The sequence below is a fragment of the Oceanobacillus longus genome (assembly GCF_042650085.1).
GTDB lineage: Bacteria > Bacillota > Bacilli > Bacillales > Amphibacillaceae > Oceanobacillus > Oceanobacillus longus.
Genome location: NZ_JBHSAO010000006.1, coordinates 1 through 22,044, shown reverse-complemented (window position 1 = coordinate 22,044; position 22,044 = coordinate 1). Strand labels below are relative to the sequence as shown.

General features: G+C 38.3%; 25 protein-coding genes, 1 riboswitch and 1 other annotated feature. Of the genes, 14 read left to right on the top strand and 11 right to left on the bottom strand.

Going from position 1 to position 22,044, the window contains the following annotated elements:
* Positions 1–45 precede the first annotated feature (45 nt).
* From ACFOUV_RS07760 to ytkD, 3 genes are all read left to right on the top strand, one after another.
* Positions 46–366: a hydrolase gene (locus ACFOUV_RS07760; protein WP_379496188.1), complete on the top strand. Its 321-nt coding sequence runs from the start codon at positions 46–48 to the stop codon at positions 364–366.
* 100 nt (positions 367–466) lie between these two features.
* Complete coding sequence (locus ACFOUV_RS07755; protein WP_379496187.1) at positions 467–1,018, top strand: hypothetical protein; 552 nt, start codon at positions 467–469, stop codon at positions 1,016–1,018.
* Positions 1,019–1,051: 33 nt separating this feature from the next.
* Complete coding sequence (ytkD, locus tag ACFOUV_RS07750; protein WP_379496186.1) at positions 1,052–1,525, top strand: RNA deprotection pyrophosphohydrolase; 474 nt, start codon at positions 1,052–1,054, stop codon at positions 1,523–1,525.
* 626 nt (positions 1,526–2,151) lie between these two features.
* Here the strand turns inward: ytkD and ACFOUV_RS07745 are convergent.
* The 4 genes from ACFOUV_RS07745 to pckA all read right to left on the bottom strand — a co-directional run bounded on the left by ACFOUV_RS07745 (position 2,152) and on the right by pckA (position 7,101).
* Complete coding sequence (locus ACFOUV_RS07745) at positions 2,152–2,952, bottom strand: ABC transporter permease (RefSeq protein ID WP_379496185.1); 801 nt, start codon at positions 2,950–2,952, stop codon at positions 2,152–2,154.
* The gene (locus tag ACFOUV_RS07740; RefSeq protein ID WP_379496184.1) at positions 2,945–3,742 is read right to left on the bottom strand and encodes an ABC transporter ATP-binding protein; all 798 of its coding nucleotides are present in this window, start codon (positions 3,740–3,742) and stop codon (positions 2,945–2,947) included. Before ACFOUV_RS07740 ends, ACFOUV_RS07745 begins: the two co-directional genes overlap by 8 nt.
* Before the next feature lie 14 nt (positions 3,743–3,756).
* A complete protein-coding gene (locus tag ACFOUV_RS07735) occupies positions 3,757–4,746 on the bottom strand; it encodes an ABC transporter substrate-binding protein (protein ID WP_379496183.1) in 990 nt (329 codons plus the stop codon).
* A 768-nt stretch (positions 4,747–5,514) separates the two neighbouring features.
* Positions 5,515–7,101: a phosphoenolpyruvate carboxykinase (ATP) gene (gene pckA / locus ACFOUV_RS07730; RefSeq protein ID WP_379496182.1), complete on the bottom strand. Its 1,587-nt coding sequence runs from the start codon at positions 7,099–7,101 to the stop codon at positions 5,515–5,517.
* 213 nt (positions 7,102–7,314) lie between these two features.
* A riboswitch (SAM riboswitch) is annotated at positions 7,315–7,421 on the top strand.
* Positions 7,422–7,624: 203 nt separating this feature from the next.
* Here pckA and metK point away from each other — a divergent pair.
* Together metK and ACFOUV_RS07720 are read left to right on the top strand one after the other, a co-directional pair.
* Positions 7,625–8,821 (top strand): methionine adenosyltransferase, encoded by a 1,197-nt coding sequence (gene metK / locus ACFOUV_RS07725; protein WP_379496181.1) that lies wholly within the window; start codon positions 7,625–7,627, stop codon positions 8,819–8,821.
* Positions 8,822–8,948: 127 nt separating this feature from the next.
* The gene (locus tag ACFOUV_RS07720) at positions 8,949–9,392 is read left to right on the top strand and encodes a DUF4181 domain-containing protein (protein WP_379496180.1); all 444 of its coding nucleotides are present in this window, start codon (positions 8,949–8,951) and stop codon (positions 9,390–9,392) included.
* A gap of 190 nt (positions 9,393–9,582) precedes the next feature.
* On the opposite strand, the gene ACFOUV_RS07715 is transcribed toward ACFOUV_RS07720, so the two are convergent.
* From ACFOUV_RS07715 to ACFOUV_RS07705, 3 genes are all read right to left on the bottom strand, one after another.
* The gene (locus tag ACFOUV_RS07715; RefSeq protein WP_379496179.1) at positions 9,583–9,804 is read right to left on the bottom strand and encodes a helix-turn-helix domain-containing protein; all 222 of its coding nucleotides are present in this window, start codon (positions 9,802–9,804) and stop codon (positions 9,583–9,585) included.
* A gap of 10 nt (positions 9,805–9,814) precedes the next feature.
* Positions 9,815–10,291: a DUF2975 domain-containing protein gene (locus ACFOUV_RS07710; protein ID WP_379496178.1), complete on the bottom strand. Its 477-nt coding sequence runs from the start codon at positions 10,289–10,291 to the stop codon at positions 9,815–9,817.
* Between the two features lie 182 nt (positions 10,292–10,473).
* Entirely contained in the window at positions 10,474–10,995 is a 522-nt protein-coding gene (locus ACFOUV_RS07705) for a gamma carbonic anhydrase (RefSeq protein WP_379496177.1), read from the bottom strand.
* Positions 10,996–11,095: 100 nt separating this feature from the next.
* Between ACFOUV_RS07705 and ACFOUV_RS07700 the strand changes: the two genes are divergently transcribed.
* Both ACFOUV_RS07700 and ACFOUV_RS07695 read left to right on the top strand, forming a co-directional pair.
* Positions 11,096–12,163, top strand: a complete 1,068-nt coding sequence (locus tag ACFOUV_RS07700) for a tetraprenyl-beta-curcumene synthase family protein (protein ID WP_379496176.1) — start codon at positions 11,096–11,098, stop codon at positions 12,161–12,163.
* Positions 12,164–12,176: 13 nt separating this feature from the next.
* Positions 12,177–12,599, top strand: a complete 423-nt coding sequence (locus tag ACFOUV_RS07695) for a DUF1801 domain-containing protein (RefSeq protein ID WP_379496175.1) — start codon at positions 12,177–12,179, stop codon at positions 12,597–12,599.
* A 45-nt stretch (positions 12,600–12,644) separates the two neighbouring features.
* Here ACFOUV_RS07695 and ACFOUV_RS07690 read toward each other — a convergent pair whose 3' ends face one another.
* Both ACFOUV_RS07690 and ACFOUV_RS07685 read right to left on the bottom strand, forming a co-directional pair.
* Positions 12,645–13,403, bottom strand: coding sequence for a DUF1129 family protein (locus ACFOUV_RS07690; protein WP_379496174.1), 759 nt, complete (start codon positions 13,401–13,403; stop codon positions 12,645–12,647).
* Positions 13,400–13,747, bottom strand: coding sequence for a PadR family transcriptional regulator (locus tag ACFOUV_RS07685; protein ID WP_379496173.1), 348 nt, complete (start codon positions 13,745–13,747; stop codon positions 13,400–13,402). The genes ACFOUV_RS07690 and ACFOUV_RS07685 overlap by 4 nt, the downstream gene beginning before the upstream one ends.
* 203 nt (positions 13,748–13,950) lie before the next feature.
* Between ACFOUV_RS07685 and ACFOUV_RS07680 the strand changes: the two genes are divergently transcribed.
* The 5 genes from ACFOUV_RS07680 (at position 13,951) to ACFOUV_RS07660 (ending at position 16,757) form a co-directional block, all read left to right on the top strand.
* Positions 13,951–14,310 (top strand): GNAT family N-acetyltransferase, encoded by a 360-nt coding sequence (locus tag ACFOUV_RS07680; RefSeq protein WP_379496172.1) that lies wholly within the window; start codon positions 13,951–13,953, stop codon positions 14,308–14,310.
* A gap of 116 nt (positions 14,311–14,426) precedes the next feature.
* Positions 14,427–15,179 carry a CPBP family intramembrane glutamic endopeptidase gene (locus tag ACFOUV_RS07675; RefSeq protein WP_379496171.1) on the top strand — a complete coding sequence of 251 codons (753 nt, stop codon included), beginning with the start codon at positions 14,427–14,429 and terminating at the stop codon, positions 15,177–15,179.
* A 31-nt stretch (positions 15,180–15,210) separates the two neighbouring features.
* Positions 15,211–15,339 (top strand): hypothetical protein, encoded by a 129-nt coding sequence (locus ACFOUV_RS07670; protein ID WP_379496170.1) that lies wholly within the window; start codon positions 15,211–15,213, stop codon positions 15,337–15,339.
* A 363-nt stretch (positions 15,340–15,702) separates the two neighbouring features.
* On the top strand, positions 15,703–16,431 hold the full coding sequence (locus ACFOUV_RS07665) for an AAA family ATPase (RefSeq protein WP_379496584.1): 729 nt from the start codon (positions 15,703–15,705) through the stop codon (positions 16,429–16,431).
* 176 nt (positions 16,432–16,607) lie between these two features.
* Complete coding sequence (locus ACFOUV_RS07660; RefSeq protein ID WP_379496169.1) at positions 16,608–16,757, top strand: hypothetical protein; 150 nt, start codon at positions 16,608–16,610, stop codon at positions 16,755–16,757.
* A 117-nt stretch (positions 16,758–16,874) separates the two neighbouring features.
* Here ACFOUV_RS07660 and ACFOUV_RS07655 read toward each other — a convergent pair whose 3' ends face one another.
* The gene (locus ACFOUV_RS07655) at positions 16,875–17,435 is read right to left on the bottom strand and encodes a tRNA (mnm(5)s(2)U34)-methyltransferase (RefSeq protein WP_379496168.1); all 561 of its coding nucleotides are present in this window, start codon (positions 17,433–17,435) and stop codon (positions 16,875–16,877) included.
* Positions 17,436–17,643: 208 nt separating this feature from the next.
* Positions 17,644–17,863 (top strand) — a binding site (T-box leader).
* 87 nt (positions 17,864–17,950) lie between these two features.
* Here ACFOUV_RS07655 and leuS point away from each other — a divergent pair.
* Complete coding sequence (gene leuS / locus ACFOUV_RS07650) at positions 17,951–20,365, top strand: leucine--tRNA ligase (protein WP_379496167.1); 2,415 nt, start codon at positions 17,951–17,953, stop codon at positions 20,363–20,365.
* Positions 20,366–20,436: 71 nt separating this feature from the next.
* Here the strand turns inward: leuS and ACFOUV_RS07645 are convergent, their stop codons facing one another.
* Positions 20,437–21,174 (bottom strand): hypothetical protein, encoded by a 738-nt coding sequence (locus ACFOUV_RS07645; protein WP_379496166.1) that lies wholly within the window; start codon positions 21,172–21,174, stop codon positions 20,437–20,439.
* A gap of 140 nt (positions 21,175–21,314) precedes the next feature.
* Between ACFOUV_RS07645 and ACFOUV_RS07640 the strand changes: the two genes are divergently transcribed.
* Positions 21,315–21,629, top strand: coding sequence for a rhodanese-like domain-containing protein (locus tag ACFOUV_RS07640; protein ID WP_379496165.1), 315 nt, complete (start codon positions 21,315–21,317; stop codon positions 21,627–21,629).
* Positions 21,630–22,044: the final 415 nt, after the last annotated feature.

Below are 22,044 nucleotides of genomic sequence, written 5' to 3'. Positions count from 1 at the left end.
TAAATTTTTGTGAATGAGCCAAATTAAAGACAGGAGGTGCTGTAATTGGAAAAGGGAAAATACTATGTGAACGTTGGTACTGGCGAAATTTCCAAGAACCGCTATCAAAATAATGATGATTATGTAATCCACGCAAATTCCGAAGATATAGCCTTGTTAAGAGCCACAATGGAGAACATGCACGGAGCAAGCTTTGATTCGTTTATACGTGCTCATATTCCAATCGTTCCATATCATAATGACAAAGCCAACGATGAATATGACATAAACATCACAGAAGCATTTAGAATGCTCCATCAACTTGGGGATGAACAGACAAAATCCCATATTGAATCAATGGGAATCTTATCGGACAATCATATGTAGCTAAATTTTGGAATATAAATTGTAAAACGTGTTTAATCTCTTGGAATAAAAGGAATAGAAAAAGCACATAACACTTTATGAACGACCAGGGGGATTTAAAATGAAAAAACATCATATGACATTAAAGTGGATTATACCAATAGGAGTCATTGCGCTATTCCTATTGGTGGGGAATCTGACTGTCAATAAGGAGCAGGTATTTGCGAATGACCATCAGCAAATCAAAACATTATCTTCCGTTAAAGAAGTAGTGAAAACACAGGGAGAACAGAAATTAACACATGAGGAAGTAATAAAAATAACAAATCGATTCATGGATATTCTCGTACAGGATATCGATGCCAATTATAAAGTAATTCATTTCGATACAAAAGATGAACTTCTGAATGAATTCGAAAAAGTAACAACGAAGGAAACTGCACAGCAATTTGTTGACTTTTATTACAGTGAGGAAGCAGATGGTATGTATATTTTGCCAACAGAAACGCCACCATGGTTTCTTGAAGAAAATGATTATGATATGATAACTGTGGACGCTTCAACGGTAAAAGTTGTTCAGGACAACCATACAGATCTTGATGGCAACTACTCGCTGGAGTTGGAATTCAGATTTGATAACGATTGGAAAATAACAAATATCACATATAACTAATTTTCCAACCAGCAAAAAAGGCAGTTGAATTATTTGATAACATTCAGAGATTATTACAACAATGAAGTAAAGCTTTCCTTTGAAGATCACCCCTTTTCTGAAAGTCCCATGCATGTGTGGGTGATATGCAGGCATAAAGGGCAGTGGCTTTTAACCAAACACAGTGAACGCGGATTGGAGTTTCCAGGTGGGAAAGTGGAAGAAGGAGAAACAGCTAAAGAAGCTGCCATACGAGAAGTGATGGAAGAAACAGGCGGTACCATCCAGGATATTAATTATATTGGTCAGTATATGGTAGACGGCAGAAGCGATACGGTAATAAAAAATGTTTACTTTGCTACGATTGATAAGCTGACAGAACAGGAAACTTATTACGAAACAGAAGGACCTATTCTGCTCAACTATATCCCTGGTAAAGTCAAATATATCAAGAAATACAGTTTTATTATGAAAGACGGAGTTCTGGAAAACTGCATGAAATACATTAAAAGCAATAAAATACAATGAACAAAGATCAAATCCTGATGGGTTTGATCTTTTTTAAAGCTAATTTTCGTCGTGTTTGTTGCTATTCAATCATCGCAGAGTTGAGATAAAATGCGAACTAGATAAGTTACTTTGGCGACCGCTCTGGGGAAATATACTTCGCTTTCCGCGGGCGGCTGGTGAGCCCTCCTCGTGCTACCGCACTCCGGGGTCTCACCGATGCCTTTCCTCCCGCTGGAGTCTTCGTATATTTCCCCAGAGCTGGTTTTAAGCTTACAAACTATTAACTGCAATATAAATCATATCACATAGCTTCACCAGTCCGGGTGAGTGGCGGGCGGTGACTCCTGCGGGAAAAGCAAGTGTCCGAAGACCCCGCAGAGTGGGTTTCTCGAGGAGGCTGAGGCCGTGCTCGCGGAAAGCATCCGCCCAGAGCGATCCCGGACGGCGGGAAAAGCACAAATCCTGGAAATAAACCTAAAGTTACTTCGCATTTTATAGATTTTGTGGCAATACCACAAATATTTTCGGTAGGAAGAGTAACCGCAGTCCCAATCTTTTAGAAAACAGCCATTTAAATAAAAATTGCCGTAAGCTTCACAATCAATCAACAAAAAAAGCAGAAATATACAGCCTGAAGAATCAAGCTATATATTTCTGTTTCTGATTAGCCAACGCTCGAGCCTTTCCACCAACTTATACATCATCGCTGCCAAGATAGCGATGATAACAAGGCTTGACATAACGAGGGTGAAATCAAATACTTGAAATCCATAGATAATTAAATATCCAAGGCCTTGTTTGGATACGAGATATTCCCCCACAATAACACCAACCCAAGAAAGGCCAACATTTACTTTCAAAGTAGAAATCATGGCAGGCATGGCTGCTGGGAAAATGGCTTCCTTGAAGCATTGCCATCGCGTTGCACCGAAACTCCGCAGTACTTTCTCATAGTTTGGATCAACTTCATTAAATGCGGAGAAGACAACTAAGGTGGTTACGATAACCGAAATGATGAACCCCATAGCGATAATAGAAAGATAACCAGGCCCGAGTGCTACAATAAGAATTGGTCCGAGAGCTACTTTTGGCATTGCATTGAATATAACAAGATAGGGGTCCATAATTTTTGCGAACCGTCCGGATGACCAGAGCATCGTAGCGATAATAATTCCGCCGATTGTTCCGATGATAAACCCAATGATCGTTTCAAAGAGAGTTATCTGTATATGGGTAAAAATAGAACCATTCGCAAAACGGGTTACGAGCAGATTAAAAACCTTACTTGGCGAGCTAAATAACAATGGATCGATCCAATAGAAGCGGCTGGCTGTTTCCCAGAGGCCGATACACACAATTAGAATGCTTAGCTGCCAACTGAAAATGATTTTTGTTTCCCTTTTTAATCCCCGTTGATACCTTTCAAATAATTGGCGATCATTCATATGAGATTTCCACCGCCTTTTTGTCTGACCCCTTTGCTTCGAGTTCATCCCAAATTTTATCAAATAGAATCTGGAACTTTGGATGACGTCTTACCATAAAAGGGACTTCGTTACGAAGCTCGATTGGAACATCATATACTTTGGCAATTGACCCCGGATTGGCATTCATCATAACAATGCGGTCGCTCATTGCGATTGCTTCTCCAATATCATGTGTTACAAGTACAGCGGTTTTATGATAGGATTTCAGTAAATCTGCGACGAGATCCTCCAGATTCAGTTTTGTCTGGTAATCAAGTGCTGAAAATGGTTCATCAAGCAATAAAATTTTTGGATCATTAATGAGCGTTCTTACTAATGCTACACGCTGACGCATACCACCAGAGAGTTCATTTGGATATTTTTTAGAAACATCTCTTAAGCCAACCTCATCAAGCAGTTGAACTGCTTTATCCTTTAATTCCATGGTATTAATCTTATTGATTTTAGGCCCGAGCAGCGTGTTATCAATAATCGTTTTCCAAGGAAAGAGGTAATCCTGCTGGAGCATATAACCAATATCCATTTCGGATTCCCCAATCGCTTTTCCCTGGAGGAAAACATTTCCTTCCGTTTGTCGGATGATGCCAGCAATAATGGAGAGAAGGGTAGACTTACCACACCCACTCGGTCCAAGCAATGCGACAAATTCTCCCTCTTTAACGTTTAAAGAAATATTATTTAATGCTTTGGTAAAGCTATTTTTAGAGAAATAATGATGGGAGACATGGTCTAAAGTCAAAAATGACACAAGCTCTCCTCCTTTTAATCCGTCATGACTCTTTCAGCATAGTCGGTATCCACTAAGTCACCATAAGGGGCATCAACAGGAAGTTCTCCAGCCTCTTTCATAATGGCTTTCAAATTATCCCACTCTTCCTCATCCAAGATTGGATCAGTGGCAAAGGATCCCTGGCTTTTATAGCGATCAATTGATGATGCGAGCATTTCCAAATCGGTATCCTCAAAGTAAGGCTCGATGACTTCAGCTATTTCTTCAGCACTGCTTTCCTGAACCCATTGTTGTGCTTTATAAATCGCACGGGTGAACGCTTCCACAGCTTTATCATTCTCTTCCATATAGCTTTGTTTCGTCATAAAGACGGTATAAGGGACTTTTCCCGATTCCTCACCGAAGGAAGCGACAATATGACCTTGACCTTCTTTTTCAAATACACTCGCAGTTGGTTCAAACAATTGAACATAGTCGTAATCCCCAGAGGCAAAGGCGCCGGCAATATTCGCAAAATCGATGTTCTGAACAAGGTCGAGGTCTGCGTGTGGATCAATGCCATGTTGCTTTAAGACATATTCTCCAACCATTTGAGGCATGCCGCCAACACGCTGTCCTAAAAAGTTACTACCTTCAAGATCTTCCCATGTAAAATCAGGTTTTGGTTCCTTTGCTACCAGAAAAGTACCATCTGTCTGGGTTAGTTGTGCGAAGTTAATCGCATAATCCCTTGAATCCTGTGCATACACGTAAATGGATGTCTCAGATCCGACCAATGCAATATCAGCCCCACCTGAAAGAAGTGCAGTCATCGTCGTATCGCCGCCCCATGTAGTTTGCAGCTCAACGTCAAGGCCTTCCTCTTCAAAAAATCCCTTCTCAAGCGCTACATACTGTGGTGCATAAAAGAGAGAACGCGTAACCTCTGCTAAACTTATTTTTGTTGTTTCCGCAGCATTACAAGCCGAAAGGAAAATGAGGAAAAAACCTGACAAAACAGCAATGAATCTAATTTTCTTCATACAATTCTTTCCCTTCAAAATATGTGATGGTTTATCAACACATTTTATGCGATATGAGAAAAATGTGTGAATGCCCAGATGAAGAAGAGTGGTATACAGTGTATCGAACGCTACATACAAAACCAAATACCGCACCCAACTCAGCTCTCAAATACTATTAAAAAGTAAAGGACTTTTCGCATGGATTGTTGTTAACTGCTCCGTAGTCGAGATAAAATGCGAACTAGAATAGGGAACTTCGGCGATCGCTCTGGGAAATACACTGCGCTTTTCGCGGGCGGCTGGTGAGCCTCTTCATGCTGAAGCATTTCAGAGTCTCACCTATGCCTTTCCTCCCGCAGAAGTCTCCGTGTATTTCCCAGAGCTAGTATAGTGTCCAATAAAAAATTTAAAAGCACTTTAATGAGTAGTTAATGAATTCGCTCTATTAAGGCAGTTGATTGGAGCGGAGGACAGTTGACTCCTGCGGGAACAAATGTTTTCGATGGGGCGAGTAATCGCAGTCCCAGCACGTGTCCGAAGACTCCGCAGAGTGGTTATCTCGAGGAGGCTGAGGCCGTGCCCGCGGAAAGCAACTGTGCGCAGCGGAAATCAACTAGCAGTTACGTCGTAGTTTATAGAAACTGCGAAGGTTAAAAAAGCAACAAAGTTTACGAAAAGAGCCAAAGTAAAAAAGCCGGCCTCCATCGGGAGACCGGCAACTAGCATAAAAGCTGACCAAGACTTTCACTCCTATATATAATCCTTTTGGGATGAGGAAACAACGTTTTAACCTTTATACAAAGGACCTGCTTGCTTGATTTTGTCACTTGCCAACGTGAATTTTTCAAAGTTCTTTTGGAATTTAAGGGCAAGTGATTCAGCAGCTTTTTGATAGGCAGCTTTGTCGTCCCATGTATTCTTAGGGATAAGAACTTCATCAGGAACACCGGGTACATGCATTGGAATTTCTAATCCAAAGATGCCATCGGTTACTGTTTCAACAGAGTTCAATTCACCTTCCAATGCAGAATGGATCATTGCACGAGTGTAGGAAAGCTTCATACGATTTCCTTTACCATAAGAGCCACCAGTCCAACCAGTGTTAACCAAAAAGACGCTGGATTCATACATATCGATCTTTTCCCCAAGCATTTCTGCGTATTTTGATGGAGCTAAAGGGAGGAATGGAGAGCCGAAGCAAGCAGAGAATGTGGCCTGCGGTTCTGTTACGCCACGTTCGGTACCAGCTAGTTTGCTCGTGTAACCACTAAGAAAATGATACATCGCCTGTTCCTTCGTTAATCTGCTAATCGGTGGCAATGTACCCGAAGCATCGGCTGTCAGGAAAATGATTGTATTCGGATGCCCTGCAACACTTGGTATAACGATATTATCAATATTTTCAAGCGGGTATGCTGCGCGCGTATTTTCAGTTAGAGATATATCATCATAATCTGGAATACGTGATTCCGAATCCAAAATCACGTTTTCAAGTACAGAACCATAGCGAATGGCATTAAAAATTTGCGGTTCCTTTTCTTCAGAGAGATTGATACATTTTGCATAACAGCCGCCTTCAATATTAAACACGCCATTTGGACTCCAACCATGTTCATCATCACCAATTAAACGACGATAAGGATCTGCCGACAATGTTGTTTTTCCAGTACCGGATAGACCGAAGAATAATGCGACATCACCTTCAGCACCGACATTTGCAGAACAATGCATGGATAGCACATTACGTTGTGGGAGTAAGTAGTTCATGATAGAGAAGATTGATTTTTTGATTTCTCCCGCATATTCCGTACCCCCAATTAATACGATGCGTTTCTTGAAGGAAATCAATATGAAAGCTTCTGAATTCGTACCATCTATCGCTGGATCTGCTTTAAAGTCAGGAGCAGAAACAACAGTAAAATCAGCTTGATGATTATCTAGTTCTTCTTCTGTCGGTGGTATAAATAACTGTCTTGAAAATAGATTGTGCCATGCGTATTCACTGATTACCTGAATCGGTAAACGGTATTTCTCATCGGCTCCTGCAAAACCTTTAAACTGATAAATTTCCTCTTTCCCATTTAAATAGTCAATCACTTTTCTGTACAAAAGATCAAATACTTCTTCACGAATAGGTTGGTTTACTTTTCCCCAGTCAATAAAATCCTTAGAAACTTCATCGTTCACAATAAATTTATCCTTTGGTGAACGGCCAGTATATGTTCCAGTTGAAGCACAAACTGCACCAGTTGAAGTCAAACTTCCTTCATTACGGCTTAAGATCTTCTCAACTAATTGTGACACCGATAAGTTTTGGTGAATATTTTGATGGGTGTAAAGCTCTTTTAGTAATGACTTTTCCACAGTTTTCATATTGAATTCTCCTGCCTTTTTAAAGGTTTTGTATGTTATAATGAAATAACTTTTCAGATTATTTATCTTAATATGGTTATTAGTATAACACATTTAAATTAATAGTCCATACTAATTAAATAAGAATTTATGAAATTTATGTGATTCCGCTTACATCGTTAAAACAGTTGACAGTTTACCATTGTTTCGGTAATCTAATTTTGAACGGATACTCTCTTATTCAGAGTTGGTGGAGGGACAGACCCGATGAAGCCCAGCAACCATCACTACGGTGAAAAGGTGCTAACCTGATGCAAGGATTTTTCCTTGAACAATAAGAGCGAAAGGCCAGCTTGTAGTCCCTTTCCTCATGCATTGTAGGAAAGGCTTTTTTTGTTTTTAAGGATAGTAAAATTATTTTTAATGAAAACATATTTAACTGGTCATATAAAAATTGTTTTACCTTTTGAAGGTACTTTGAATAATATAGAAGAGAAAATTGATATCGAGTTCCGTAACACATAACAAAGGAGAGTTTAGCCATATGGCTGCAAATCGTCGTTTATTTACATCAGAATCCGTAACAGAGGGACATCCGGATAAAATGGCAGACCAAATATCCGATGCAGTTCTGGATGAAATTTTAAAGAAAGATCCAAATGCAAGGGTAGCATGTGAAACTACTGTTACAACTGGTCTCGTATTAGTAGCAGGTGAAATTTCCACAAGCACCTATGTAGATATTCCAGCGATTGTTCGAGAAACAGTCAAAGGAATTGGCTATACACGTGCAAAATATGGCTTTGACTATGAAACATGTGCCGTACTTACTGCAATTGATGAACAATCTGCGGATATTGCTGGTGGAGTTGATACTGCACTGGAAGCACGTCAAGGAAAAATGAGTGAAGATGAGATTGATGCAATTGGTGCAGGAGACCAAGGATTAATGTTCGGTTTTGCCTGTGACGAAACAGAAGAATACATGCCTTTACCTATTTCACTGGCACATAAACTATCCAAACGTTTGGCAGATGTCCGAAAAGAAAATGTATTGGATTATTTACGTCCAGATGGAAAAACACAGGTAACTATAGAGTATGATGAAAATGATCAACCGGTTCGAGTTGATACAATTGTTATTTCTACACAACATCACCAGGATACAACTACGGAACAAATTGAAAAAGATATGATAGAACATGTTATTCGTGAAGTTGTTCCTGCTGCCTTACTTGATGAATCTACGAAGTACTTTATTAATCCGACTGGCCGCTTCGTTATCGGTGGACCACAAGGAGATGTCGGCTTAACGGGCCGTAAGATTATTGTTGACACATATGGCGGGTATGCACGCCATGGTGGGGGAGCATTCAGTGGGAAAGACGCTACAAAAGTAGACCGTTCTGCTGCATATGCTGCACGTTATGTTGCTAAAAATATTGTAGCTGCTGGCCTTGCAAAGTCATGTGAAGTTCAATTGGCGTACGCGATCGGTGTAGCAGAACCTGTGTCCATTGCAATTAACACATTTGGTACAGGAAAGGTTAGCGAGGAAGTTCTTGTAGATGCAGTCCGTAAATTATTCGATTTGCGACCAGCAGGAATTATCCGTATGCTTGACTTGCGTAAACCAATATACAAAGAAACTGCTGCTTATGGACATTTTGGCAGAACTGATATCTTATTCCCATGGGAGAAAACAGACAAAATTGATGAATTAGTAGCAATGACGAAATAAAACGTATGATAGAAAGCCACACAACCCTGTAAAGGCTGTGTGGCTTTTTGGCAAGTAAACATTCGCCAAAACAGTAGTTATTTATTCGAATAAAGTTTGGTAGTATAGAAGTAAGGGAGGGTAGGGTATGTATTATTATGATAATGGCGATCATTTAATATTGAAAATAGTTATCCTAACAGGGACTCTTTCACTAATCCTTTTCATTTTTAATTGGATCATGAGGAAATTATTGAATGTTGAACGTCAGAAATGGTTCTCTAATCATTATGTTAATGATACACATAAAAAGTATGATAAAAGAATACGAGTAATTTCTGTTATCGCTTATTTGATTGCTATGTTTTACCTGATTGCTGACTCTTCGAATTTTGGTATGGAAACTTCCTGGTATTTATTCGTAGTTGGTATGGTCATTATGGCAGTACAAGAATTAATACGGGCTTATATGGAATGGAAATATCTAAAAGATAAAAATAATTATCTGTTTACACTAATTCAGTTGATATTTATCATTGCTACTGTAGTAGTCGTATTCAGATCTGATTTCTTTGGGATGTTTAATTTGTAGTTAGGTTTTCATTTGTAAGCTATATTCGAAATGGGGGTGTGCTTTTAATCCTTGTAGTTGATATAAAATGCAACCATAACTTTATCTATTCTTCATATAATAACAACAGGAAACAAACACGATAGTGCCTGTTCCCAACTGTGTTTTATTGCTCTTATAGTTGTGCCTTAAATTTGAATAAATGTCTTTATTAATCTAAGATTTTTTCATCACTTCGGTATTCTAAGATATCCCCAGGCTGACAATCTAACGCCTTACAAATTGACTCTAAAGTAGATAATCGAACCGCTTTAGCCTTTCCATTTTTCAATATAGAAAGATTGGCCATTGTTATTCCAACCCTCTCCGAAAGCTCTGTAACACTCATTTTCCTTTTAGCCAACATCACATCAATATTGATTATTATTGCCATTGTTTTCACCTCAGATGATTAAGTCATTTTCCGATTTTATATCAATTGCTTCTTTTAAAAGTCTTTGAAGAACAGCAGCAAATACTGCAATCACCAATGATGCAAAAGCAGGAACCATTCCTACTATGATCAGACCTGGTGCATTGTCAAGCTCTGCTACGAGAAAGACAAAGGGCAATATTACCACATACAAGCCACAGATTGTCATTGCACACAATTTGATTTTTTTTAGAGCTTTAACCGACAATGGAGAGAAAGCCTGGTTTTTGTCAATATAGCTTAATAGTTTAAAAGCCTGATACAATGCAAAGAAAAAAGGGATTACGGATACATATATACCTATTAAAATTGGATATAGGATAAGCGAATAATCTGGATTTACTGGATTATTAACTAACCAAGGCAACCCAAATAGGCATAAAGCAAGAACTGGAATTCCAATAAGAATTACAGCCAATTTTAAAAAGAGTGTTGATCCACGTTTCATAAAAAGCACCTCATTTAATTATTATAAAATTGATTTTAACAGGTGTTTTATTGTTTTGCAATAAATTTTTATTGAGTATAGTAATGTTTATGTTGTTTTTTCTTTTTAGACAAGATAAAAGCATTCCTCCTATAAAGAAATGCTGATAGATTTAAAACTATAAATTATATAAATAGCTCAACTTAAAGCCCCATATTTGTATGCTCTCTATAATATTTCCCTTTTTCCACGTATGATTTTCTAACACGTTCCATTTCAGCATAATCTTCTTCGGTCAGTTCCCTTACAACCTTGGCTGGCCTACCCATTACCATGGTGTTTGGCGGGATTTTTTTACCTGGTGGGACGAGACTTCCAGCTCCGACGAATGCATTTTCGCCAACTTCTGCTCCATCCAAAATAATCGACCCCATTCCGACCAATGCATTTTTACGGATGATGGCTGAGTGGAGGGTAACCTGGTGGCCAACCGTTACATCGTCTTCCACAATAAGCGGGTTATTAGGACTTTGATGTAGCATGGATAGATCTTGAATACTAACCCTTTTGCCTATACGGGTAGGTGCAACATCTCCACGAATCACAGTTTTGAACCAGATGCTTGATTCTTCGCCAATTTCGACGTCTCCATTAATCACCGCATCTTTTGCGATAAAAGCAGTATCATGAATTTTTGGATATATATGATGATAGTGGTCAATCATGATTATTCCCCCTGTTTTCATTTGTATTTTTCAATTCATTTTGGTGATATAATTAGTATAGCAAATATGATGGAATAATGTATGGAATGGAGGGAACCATGTGAATCGGGCACCAGGCAACGCTATTTCACTACTAAGGTCCAGTTTTCAGAAAATTTTTCCGATGGTGGATGAGGAAATCAATTATTGGAGAAATCGGGCGGAACAGATTCCCAATAAGGAATTGAGGTCACAGGCAATTGCGAGTATTGATTCCAAAAAGTTTCATTGTCAGGGTGGGGGTGTGTATGCACTCCTTGCGGGCGAGAATGCGAAAACAGCGATTCGCTTCATTGTTGCCTATCAGACAATCAGTGACTATCTTGATAATCTTTGTGATCGCAGTACATCTCTTGATCCTCATGATTTCCGACTATTGCATCTGGCAATGAAAGACGCTCTGACCCCTGACAATAAGGAGTTGAAGAACTATTACCGTCTACGTGAAAATCAGAATGACGGGGGATACTTAACAGAGCTCGTAGGAACATGTCAACAAATTCTTGAAGAACTGGATGGTTATACAACGATTATCGATCAGGTCTGGCAATTGGAGGAAATGTATGCTGATTTACAGGTACATAAGCATGTAACCGTTGAGGAGAGAATACCCCGTTTAACAAGTTGGTACGAGGAAAACAAAGAGAAGGTATCCGAATTACCATGGTATGAATACGCTGCAGCAGCGGGTTCGACAATAGGAATCTATTGTCTTGTATCCTATACATTAGGTGGTAAAATGGATAGCAACATATCACAGATTATATATAATGGATATTTTCCATTCATGCAAGGCTTACATATCATGCTTGATTATTATATTGATCAGCAAGAAGACATGGAAGAGGGAGATCTGAATTTCTGTAATTTTTATTCCGATGATCATGAAATGAAGGAACGTCTCATCTACTTTATCAAGCAGTCTAACAAACATGTTAAACAACTTCCAGACAGGAGATTTCATGAATTGATCGTTCAGGGCCTTGTTGGACTCTATTTAGCTGATGAAAAATTGGAGCAGGTAAGAGGTTCAGAAGAGATGTGCAAGGCGCTACTGAAGGCGAGTGGAACGACTGCAAAATTTATTAATTTCACCATTAAATTTTATCATAAAATGGAAAATTCCTGAGGAGGGAACGAACATGTATGAGTTAAAAACAAAAGAAACAGACCGTAGTGTAATAGAATTTATCGAAAATGTGGATAATCCCAAAAAGCGGGAGGATGCCTACAAACTTCTGGATATCTTTACGGAAACAACGGGTTTTGAAGCAAAGATGTGGGGACCAAGTATTATAGGATTCGGTTCGTATCATTATAAATATGAAACAGGTCATGAGGGCGATGCACCGTTAGTTGGCTTTTCGCCGCGTAAAGCAAAACATAGTCTCTACTTTGCTACTGGGGATGATAGAAGAGGAGAACTGTTGAAGGATTTTGGGAAGCATACGACAGGAAAAGCTTGTGTCTATATCAATAAAGTAGCAGATATAGAAATAGACGTTTTAAAAGCATTAATCAATCAGTCGGTTGAATTTCTTCAGGGACTATATCCGAGTAAATAAAGAAATGGGATTACATAGTTTTTTTGTAATCCCATTTGTAAGGGGTTATGCCTTATTCATACGACTCGTTAGAAATAGATAAATAGCGATGCCACCAAATGTTATCATTGTCCCGGTGATCAAGCGGGGTGATTCGGTCATCGTTGTGTAGCTTAAAAAGAAATCTGGAAGTGTCAGTAAGGCTAGCAGAACTAATATTACCCATGTTTTCGCCCAGATAGAAACGGCTAAGACAAAAATAAATGTTAGAATTGCAGTAATGATTGAGCCAGTCATGCCAAAATGGATGATAGGGGTTGAAATTGCACCGTTAAGAAATATCAGGCCAATAAATAAGCACATAGGAAACATTCCAAGCAGGAAAAAAATGATGAATTGTTTTCTAGTTGATACGTTATTTGCTGATACATACCGGAATGTCACAGAAACACCGGCTAGAAACAGTGCAGTTATAGCAATAAAACCTAGAATTTCCATGAGGGAGTACGAAAGCAATCCTTCAAATAAATCACCGATAATGACAAACGAAAATGCTCCAAATAAAATAATTGGAATATATTTTATCCACGCTTTATAATCTATTGTCATTTCATTAGAAATTTTTCTCATATAGGATTTCGGAGATTGACCGACAATATGTTCAATCGACTTCCCGTTTTTCTCCGCTTCGATTAGGTGGTCCTCCAGCTCTTCAACGATTTCATTCGTTTCCAGTTCGTTTTTTCCACTAGAAAAAAGGTACACACGCAAATCTTCTAAAAATTTTCTACTCTTCCGTGATAGAGCTACTTCCTGTTTAATCATTCTCTCATCTCCTCATGATTACTTGTTTCATGATTAAGCACATTGTTAACACTGCTTTGCATGTGACTCCATCGTTGGAGAAACTTTTGCAATTCTTCTTCTCCTTTTTCAGTAAGCGAATAGTATTTTCTTTTTGGTCCAGCAGTCGACTTTTTTAACGTGGAAGTAATTAACTTTTCTTTTTGCATCCTTAGTAAAAGTGGATAGATTGTACCTTCACTGAAATTTTGAAAGCCGTATTCGCCAAGCCTTTCAGCAAGCTCATAGCCATAAACTTCTTTATCTTTTATAATTGCTAAAAGACACCCATCAAGGATCCCCTTCATCATCTGTGTTGTTGACAAGCTGGATTCGCCTCCGATAGTCTTGCATTGCAAGGTATTTAGTTATTATAATTTGACTTGTATTACAAGGTATAGTAAAAGTATATATTTATCTAACTTGTAATGCAAGGTAATTATCGATTTTTGTAAAAAATTATTAAAGGTATTTACTGCTATTTATAGAAATATATTATAGGAAGTTTATGCAAGTGGGAGGGAACAGAATGAACGTACTAATACGAAAAGCGGAAGAAAATGATGTGCCTCACTTAGCTAGGCTAATGGGTGAACTAGGATACCCAACAACAATAGAGGAAATGGAAGCACGCTTCTCAAATATAAATGCATCACCTTTTTATCATACATTCGTTGCAGAGGTAAATGGCATTGTAGCTGGCATGATTGGTATGATATGGAGTCATCATTATGAAAAAAATGATGACTACGTCAGAATCGTAGCATTTGTAGTGGATTCTAACTATAGAAAGCAGGGAGTTGGGAAGAAGTTGTTGTTGGAAACAGAAGTTTGGGCTAAGGAAAAAAGGGATTCAAAAGCTTGTTTTGAACAGTGGAAACCGCGATGAACGGGATGATTCACATCTATTTTATAAACGGAGAGGTTTTGAAGGGAAGGCCACTGGTTTTTATAAAATTCTGGGTTAAGTTTGATAAACTCTGTGATTAAAGGAGTGGCAACCACATGTTAAAGCATGCGTGGATTATATCGCTTATTCGCTTTCCCATGTTAATCATTGCCATGATCGTTATGTTTTTATTGTTACAATTGTTTGGTCTGGAATTTCAGTTTCCGTTTCTTTCGGAACTGTCAACCGTGTACTTTACAGTGGTCAACATCTCATGCTTCGTGCTTCTACATCGGCTATTGAAGGTTGAGGGGCGGTCGTTTAAGGAATTAGTCGGATATCAGCGCGACCGTCTGGGTAGTGACATTCTTTATGGATTTCTTTGGTTGTTTCTGCTGTTTATCCCATTTGTATTAACGGTAATGGGCATCATGTTTGTCATGCATGGAGCAGAGATGTTTCAACAGTTTGAGGCAGTATTTGCCGGAGAGGAAGCTTTTTTGTATGAGCGACCGAAATGGCTACTGTGGTTTGCTGCATTTGTATCTCTGCTGTTTCCCTTTTTCAATGCGCCAATCGAGGAAATGATGTATCGCGGATATGCACAGCCGACATTTAACAAGCATTATAAAAAAGTATGGGTTGCTATTCTGATCCCTTCCATCGGTTTTGCTTTGCAGCATACGATGCTTGCGGTAACATTACAGGGAGCAATCGTCTATGCTGCTGCATTTTTTGTATGGGGTGCTTTCAGCGGGTTAATTTTTCATAAACAGAAGCGGCTCTTTCCACTGATTGTATGTCATTTTATCGTAAATATCAGTTTCAGTGTTTTTCCGATTATCTTTTTGATATTGGGAGTTTATTAGTTATTTGCTTAATAAATTGGAGGAATCAATCATGGACAAAGAATACAATGATTTGATTGGTGATATGTTGAAGGAGTCTGGTGAAAAAGATAATTTTGGCTTCAATTGCAAAAAGAGAAATCCACCCTTATACATGAAGCCGAAACGGAAAAGGACATGAAGGAAATAAATAGAAAGATTATAGAATATAATAAGGCTTGCCGTCATCCATGCAAAAATTGCCCATAAAACTGGATGAGTTAGAAAAGGCAAAAAAAAATTTGGTGAGTGGTTCCCAGATGATTTGTTTCCATTAGACAAATTTTCTTTCTCGAAATTTCATACATTAACTAAACAATTAGTGATGTTTGTGATGATGCTTGTAGCTTTAATTGCTGGTGGATATATCGCCTATATACTATTCATATTGATGTTTTATGGATTTGGACCAATAGGTATTACGAGAGCATTAAAAAGTAAAAATTCTAAAAGAAATAAAAAGGATGGCGTATTAATCGTGAAATTGAACAAGGATAACCAGTATATGAAAAGTGTATATCTAAAATCAGAGATGATTGAATCATACGATAGCTTTCCGTTTAATCTTCCAGTCGTTAAAAGGATGGAGGAATTGGTATTTCATCCAAATGTAACATATATCGTCGGTGAGAATGGGATGGGAAAATCTACCCTGCTTGAAGGGATTGCCATTGAATTAGGTTTTAATCCAGAAGGTGGTACAAAGAATTTTAACTTCTCCAGTTTTGATTCACATGCTAACTTAGACAGGTATCTGCGGATTGTGAAGGGGGCTTTTAGACCGGATGATAGCTTTTTCTTCAGGGCTGAAACATTTTATAATTTGGCGAGCAATATAGAGGAAATGGATTCAAGTCCAGGTAGAGGCTCTAGAATTATCGATTCATTTGGTGGGAAGTCCCTGCATCAACAATCACATGGCGAGTCCTTTTTTGCCGCCTTTATCAATCGTTTTCAAGGTAGGGGCTTGTATATTCTTGATGAACCTGAAGCATCGTTATCACCATTAAGACAATTATCCATGTTGGCTAGAATTCATGATTTGGTAAATCAGGAATCTCAATTTATTATTGCTACACATTCCCCAATAATGATGGCATATCCAGATGCAAAAATTCTACAGTTAACGGATGTGGGAATGAAGGAGACAAAATTGGAAGACACCGATCATTTTACGGTTATGAAACAATTTTTTGAGGATAGAGATCGATTATTTCATCATTTATTTACCTAAGAAATTGAAACTTTATTTCCTTTCTAATCGTATAAATCAATAAGATGTAAGAAGTGATGATGCTTGGAAACAGTTGCATTCGTTTTTGGGATATTAGCATTTGTTTTCGCTGTAGGAGCCCAAACCCAAATTAAAAAGTTGGAGATACGTCTAGAAAAATTAGAAAAGGAGAAAGAATGATGCGTTCACTTCAACAAGATAAAAAGAAGAAAGGCAGTGCTTGGGACTGGATAATGGACATCCTGCTATTTATTCCAGAACTGATTATTATTCCGTTTCGACTGCTTTTTAGAGGAGTAGCTGCACTGTTTAAATATTGGAATTAATCATATGGAGCAGTAGTAGGATAGGAGACTGAGCCACGAGCGAAAAAGGAGCCAGCTTCTTAAAGCGAGAAAACCAGCACCTGTTTTTGGGGGCAAAATTTGGGAAGTGACAGGATCCTAGATCTTTTTCTCTATCGCAAGAATAAATGGTGGGTCGTTTTTCTGATTGATAAAGCCATAGCGTAATACATTATATTCTTTCTGGTCCAGTTGAAGAAGGTATGCCAATAAAGACTTTTTCTCATCCTTACCGCCCTTATGTCCATAGTATACGACAAGAACAACAAGACCACCTTTCTTTAATAGAGTTAAAATAGAATCAATTGCAGTTACGGTGGACTCTGCTTTTGTAATAATGGATTTATCGCTTTTCGGCAAGTATCCGAGATTGAATATGGCTCCACCGATCTCTGTTTTCTTTATATAGTCACCAATTTGTGCATGGCTATCATGAATAAGCGATACATTTGTCCGTTGATAGCTAATCAATGCTTTCCTAGTACTTGCAATGGCTTGTTCCTGGAGATCAAAAGCATAGACATGTCCGTGTTCGCCGACAATGTTGCTTAAAAATAAGGTGTCATTTCCATTACCACACGTTGCATCAATTACTTTTTCACCTTTTTCAATGGATTCTTCGAGTAAATAATGTGCATAGTTTAAGACGCCTTTTAGCATGTATGAGCACTTTCCTTCGTTATAAATTTAATGTTTTCACTTATTTTATCATGAAAGCGCTTTTACAAGGAATAAAATATAAATTAAAATATTTCTGAAAACGGCGCACTATCAAATTTGAACATTTCACATAGAATGAAGCATTAAATAGAAAATACGTGTCGCCTTGACAATGAGGCGCGTTTTCATTATAATTCGGATAAATAATTCAACGACTCTGATAAGGATTAGTAGTAAATTTTTTCAGGCTTAGAGAAGTAGTGTTTGGTGGAAACTGCTGCTGGAAATATTTATGAACTCACCTTTAATGTTGCAGAAGTGAACGCAAGTAGCTTCTGCCGATCCATCCGCGTTAAGGATTACAAGCGAACGCAATTTTAGCGTTAATTTGGGTGGTACCGCGGGAGATAAAGCTTCTCGTCCCTACATAGGGATGAGTGGCTTTTTTTGTTGTTGAAGCTAATGTTAAGCGGCCCTCGAATAGAGTGTTGAGCAGTGGAAGGAAGGTAAAGAATATGAGTTTTAACCATCAGCAAATTGAAAAGAAATGGCAAAAACATTGGTTGGAAAATAAAACATTTAAAACGGAGACCTTTTCCGAAAAGGATAAATTTTATGCACTTGATATGTTCCCATATCCATCAGGGGTTGGGCTCCATGTTGGGCATCCGGAAGGCTATACAGCAACGGATATTCTATCTCGCATGAAACGAATGCAAGGTTATGAAGTGTTACATCCAATGGGCTGGGATGCTTTCGGTCTTCCAGCAGAGCAATATGCTATAGACACAGGGAATAGTCCTGCAGAATTCACTGCGAAAAACATTGCTACTTTTAAACGTCAAATCCAGGAGCTTGGTTTCTCTTATGATTGGGACCGTGAAGTAAATACAACTGATCCAAATTATTATAAATGGACACAATGGATATTCATTAAGCTTTATGAAAAGGGTCTTGCCTATATTGATGAAGTTGCTGTTAACTGGTGTCCTGCTCTTGGAACGGTGCTGGCAAACGAAGAAGTTATTGATGGAAAAAGTGAACGTGGTGGGCATCCTGTTGTACGTAAGCCAATGAAACAATGGATGCTGAAAATAACTGCTTATGCAGATCGCCTTCTTGAAGATCTGGATGATTTGGATTGGCCGGACAGTTTAAAAGAAATGCAACGCAACTGGATTGGTCGCTCAGAAGGTGCTGAAGTAACGTTCCATATTGACGGACATGATGAAGAATTTACTGTCTTTACAACACGTCCAGATACATTGTTTGGTGCAACCTATGCCGTACTTGCTCCAGAACATCCATTTGTTAAAAAAATTACAACTGCAGAACAAACAAATGCAGTTGATGCTTATTTGAATGAGGTACAAACAAAATCTGACCTTGAGCGAACCGATCTTGCAAAAGGTAAAACCGGTGTATTTACTGGAGCATATGCGATTAATCCAGTTAATAATGAAAAGATGCCGATCTGGGTTGCTGATTACGTATTGATGAGTTATGGGACGGGTGCAATTATGGCGGTACCAGCACATGATGAACGTGACTATGAATTTGCAACCAAATTTGAGCTGCCGATCATAGAAGTTGTGGCCGGTGGAGAGGTTACAAAAGAAGCTTATACAGGTGATGGTGAACATGTAAACTCTGACTTCTTGAATGGTCTTGGAAAAGATGAAGCGATTAGTAAAATGATTGACTGGCTTGTTTCAGAAAATAAAGGCGAAAAGAAGATCACGTATCGTCTACGTGACTGGTTGTTCGCAAGACAACGCTACTGGGGTGAGCCTATTCCAATTATTCATTGGGAAGATGGTTCGATGTCAGCGGTTCCTGAAGAAGAGCTACCATTGGAACTTCCAGTGATGTCGGAGATAAAACCATCTGGTACAGGAGAGTCACCTCTTGCCAATAATACAGACTGGGTCCATGTCATTGATCCAAAAACAGGTATGAAGGGGCGCCGTGAAACAAATACGATGCCACAATGGGCAGGCAGCTGCTGGTATTTCCTTCGTTATATCGACCCGGACAATACGGAACAGCTTGCAGATCCAGAAGCATTGAAAGAATGGTTGCCAATCGATATTTACATCGGTGGAGCGGAACATGCCGTACTTCACTTGCTATATGCTCGTTTCTGGCATAAATTCCTGTATGATATCGGTGTAGTATCCACAAAAGAACCATTCCAGAAATTGTACAATCAAGGAATGATCCTTGGTGAAGGTAATGAAAAAATGAGTAAATCTAAGGGGAATGTGGTTAATCCAGATGATATCGTTGTTTCCCACGGTGCAGACACACTTCGTTTATATGAAATGTTCATGGGCCCACTGGATGCATCTGTTGCCTGGTCAACAAATGGACTTGATGGTGCTAGAAGATTCCTTGATCGAGTTTGGAGATTATTCATCAATGAAGATGGTAAACTTTCCGATAAGATTATCGATGGAGAGAATGCTAATCTTGATAAGGTATATCATGAAACAGTGAAAAAAGTGACGGATGATTTTGAGAACCTTCATTTCAATACTGGTATTTCCCAAATGATGGTGTTCATCAATGACGGTTATAAAGCAGACAGTATACCAAAAGCATATATGGAAGGTATTGTGAAGCTGCTTTCACCAGTTGCACCACATATTGCTGAAGAGCTTTGGGCGAAACTTGGTTATACAGAAACAATCAGCTATTCCGAATGGCCGGTTTATGACGAATCCAAATTGGTTGAGGATGAAGTTGAAGTAGTCCTACAGGTAATGGGAAAAGTTCGTTCGAAGATTAATGTTTCCGTAGATATTTCTAAAGACGACTTGGAAAAAGCAGCACGTGCTGATGAAGGCATGCAAAAATGGCTGGAAGGTAAAACAATTCGGAAAGTGATTGTCGTACCAGGAAAGCTAGTTAACTTCGTAGCAAATTAAAAAAATGAAAAAAGATCTCTTCTTAATATTAAGAGGAGATCTTTATATTCAAGAAGAATAAGTAGAGCGTTTTAACCCGATGGTACCCATTCTGTTTTTAAAATAACCCATTCACTATTTTCAAAATACCACAGTGTTTCAATCGTACCGAGACCATCCGCATGGTAAGCACCACTTATTTGTTTATAACTTTTTAACCCATAACCTTTACTGTCGCTAACCTTAATTGGTTCAAAAAAAGCGATCGGATCAATCATTAGAGGTGTTGGTACCAATAACTTACCATTTTTATCATAAATACCAAGACGTACATAATCACCAGCTCTATCTATTACTTCTATTATAATTGGTTTATCACCAGGGTTCATTTGGAGTGAAACCTTAAAGTTTTCTTCAAAACTCCCTTCAACAAAACGTTGTTCAGGCAAGTCAATCTCCTTCATATTCCCATTTGCGAGCGTCCGAAGGTTATAAGTATATAGCCCACCACTTCCACCAGTTGGACTTTGATAAAAAATATCGTTGATGCCATCATGATTTAAATCAATAAACTGTATAACGGGATCATATCCACCGCCATAGGGTATTTTCCAGTCATTACTTGAAGTCGATGTGACCTCTGCCCATATATCCTGATAATACTGGGCATCAGGGGAGAAAAGCATCCCTTTTAATTCGATTGTCTCCTTTTCACCATCACCCGTAACATCTTCATGATAGGTTTCTATTATGATCGCTTCTTTGGGATCTGTTTCAGCAGCAAAAGTAACAGAAGGAATAAATAATAATAGAAGAAACAGGAATTTCATTGCAGACTCACTCCGTTCAAAGTTTATTTTTTAAATGTTACGTCGCTAAACACGATTGTTTTCATGCAGTTAGATTGTGCGTAGTGTTTGCATCTTATACGTAATATCCGTAAAATTGAAGTTGCATATAATAGGAAAGGATGGTTGATGTGGCAGATATTAAAGAAATAACGCCAACAGAAGTAGAAGAACTAATGAATAAGGATAATATAGTAGTGATTGATGTAAGAGAAGATGAGGAAGTTGCACAAGGTATCATTGAGAAAGCGAAGCATATTCCACTTGGGGATATTCCTGAAGCAGCCTCTGAATTAGATAAAAACAAAGATTATATCCTAGTTTGCCGTTCGGGTGCCAGAAGTATGAATGCATCGAAATATTTGAACGAACAAGGTTTTAAGGTTATCAACATGAAAGGCGGCATGATGAATTGGGAAGGCGAAGTAATCGTCTGACTACTGTTAGAGGTTATCTCTGGAAAAAATGGAAATAACCTCTAGTAAGATCAGGTTGATTTTATGAATAAAAGCGTGTAATATTAATTTTACTGTTTAGGAACGGGTGATGCCGCCTTTGAAAACAGTAATTTTATTTTTCGACAAACACAAAAAACAGTATTGACAAGCTTTGATAATAAATGCTATAATAAGAGTCCACAGTAACCAAAGACAACATCTGTTTACAAGAAAGAAATAAATGTTGACAAATACTTGCTGAATGTGGTATATTAATCGGGTCGCTATTTTAAACGACTCACAAATTTGCTCTTTGAAAACTGAACAAAACAACCAGTATGTCAAATGAAAGAAAACTTGTTTTTCTTTCTAAAACAACTCATTAAGTTTTACTTTTTGAGAAAGTAACAAGCTA